Below are 2,083 nucleotides of genomic sequence, written 5' to 3'. Positions count from 1 at the left end.
TTTTCTTTCAATAAAGATATAGCTGCTGCTGCACTACCACCTGTAGCCAACATTGGATCTGTCACGATAATGCGACGATCAGCCAAGTCAGATGGTAATTTGCAATAATACTCTACTGGTTTCAATGTTTCTGGGTCACGATACATACCTACATGACCTACTTTTGCCATTGGCATTAATTCCAACAAACCATTCACCATACCTAAGCCAGCACGAAGGATAGGCACAATACCCAATTTTTTGCCTGCAATTTGTTTACCAATTGCTTTCACCAATGGGGTCTCTACTTCTACATCTTCTAATGGTAAATCACGTGTGATTTCATAGCCCATTAACAAAGCGATTTCTTCTAATAATTGGCGGAAATCTTTTGTCCCAGTATCTATAGATCGAATCAACGTTACTTTATGTTGAATCAAAGGATGTGTCATTACATTTACGTTCATCTTACTTACTTCCTTTTTATTAATTAAGCATACATTGGATATTTTTCACAAAGTGCTGCTACACGTTGTTTAGCCTCTGCCAATACAGCAGTATCTTCTGGCTGTTTTAATACTAAAGAGATGATGCTTGCAATTTCTTTCATATCTTCTGCATGTAAACCTCTAGTTGTTAACGCTGGAGTGCCTAGGCGGATACCAGATGTAACAAATGGGCTTTCTGGATCAAATGGAATTGTATTTTTATTACATGTAATACCTACTTCATCTAGTACATGTTCAGCTACTTTACCAGTTAAGCCTACAGTACGTAGGTCTACTAATAATACATGCGTATCGGTACCACCAGATACGATAGTAAAACCTTCTTCTTGTAACGCACCAGCTAATGTTTGGGCATTCACAATGGTTTGTTTTGCATATTCCTTAAATTCTGGTTGTAATGCTTCACCAAAAGCAACTGCTTTGGCAGCAATGACATGCATCAAAGGACCACCTTGAATACCAGGGAAGATAGATTTATCAATCGCTTTCGCATATTCTTCTTTGCACATAATCATGCCACCACGTGGTCCACGCAATGTTTTATGTGTAGTGGTAGTTACAATATCAGCATATTCCACTGGATTTGGATGCAATCCTGCTGCCACTAAGCCAGCAAAGTGTGCCATATCCACCATGAAAATTGCGCCTACTTCATGGGCAATATCTGCCATGGTTTTGAAATCAATTTGACGGGAGTAAGCACTGCCACCACCGATAATCATTTTAGGCTTATGCTCTTGAGCAATTTTACGCATTTCTTCATAATCAATGCGACCTGTTTCTGCATCTACGCCATAAGGAATAATATTAAAATACTTACCAGATACATTCACTGGAGATCCATGTGTTAAATGTCCACCATGGGATAAATTCATTCCCATGATAGTGTCGCCTGGCTCTAATAACGCAAAGTACACGCCAAAGTTTGCTTGAGAACCAGAATGAGGTTGTACATTCACATGTTCTGCGCCGAATAGTTGTTTCGCTCTTTCAATAGCCAACTCTTCTACCATGTCGACATATTCACATCCACCGTAATAGCGTTTATGTGGATATCCTTCTGCGTATTTATTTGTCAATACGCTACCTTGTGCTTCCATCACAGCTTGAGACACAAAGTTTTCCGATGCAATCATTTCTAATTTGTTGCGTTGACGACCCAACTCTAATTCAATCATTTCTTGAACTTTAGGGTCTTGCTGTTTTACATAGCTCATGGTAACCTCCTGTGAAAGAAACATATTAATCTATCCTTTATTATAGTAATAATCCCTACCTTTTGCAAGGAAATTTAGGGAATTTCAGGAATTACCTTGGCTGTAACCAAAATATATAATTCAACTTCATCTTTCGTTTTACGACTATGTTGAAATAGTTTACCAATAAGTGGAATATCTCCCAAAATAGGTACTTTTTGCCATTGTCGCACGGTACGTCGATCCATCAATCCACCAATGACCAATGTTTCTCCATCAGGTATGCGCACTCTTGTTTTTGCTTGCCTTGTGGTAATGCGATAAGCTTTCATTTCAGGGACCAAAGTAGGGTTACTCACTTCTGCTTCCACAATAGTATCAATGTGATTCCCCTGTAAT

The 2,083-nt window shown here is 38.8% G+C and carries 3 protein-coding genes; all 3 read right to left on the bottom strand.

Features of this window, described 5'->3' with window-relative positions:
* Positions 1 to 446: uracil phosphoribosyltransferase (gene upp, locus HMPREF9200_RS03910; RefSeq protein WP_009353517.1), on the bottom strand; the 446-nt coding region annotated here is incomplete at its 3' end.
* A gap of 23 nt (positions 447 to 469) precedes the next feature.
* Positions 470 to 1,705 (bottom strand): serine hydroxymethyltransferase, encoded by a 1,236-nt coding sequence (gene glyA / locus HMPREF9200_RS03905; RefSeq protein ID WP_009353518.1) that lies wholly within the window; start codon positions 1,703 to 1,705, stop codon positions 470 to 472.
* 74 nt (positions 1,706 to 1,779) lie between these two features.
* A partial coding sequence (locus tag HMPREF9200_RS03900) for a type II secretion system protein GspD (RefSeq protein ID WP_009353519.1) occupies positions 1,780 to 2,083 on the bottom strand: 304 nt, incomplete at its 5' end.

The sequence above is a fragment of the Veillonella sp. oral taxon 780 str. F0422 genome (assembly GCF_000221605.1).
In the GTDB taxonomy this organism is placed as follows: Bacteria; Bacillota; Negativicutes; order Veillonellales; family Veillonellaceae; genus F0422.
Note: the sequence above shows the minus strand (reverse complement) of the source record. Positions and strands in the feature narration are given on the sequence as shown.

What these genes read in the sequence shown, in the direction of transcription:
- glyA (WP_009353518.1), bottom strand. Translation starts at nt 1,705, where the DNA reads ATGAGCTATGTAAAACAGCAAGACCCTAAAGTTCAAGAAATGATTGAA.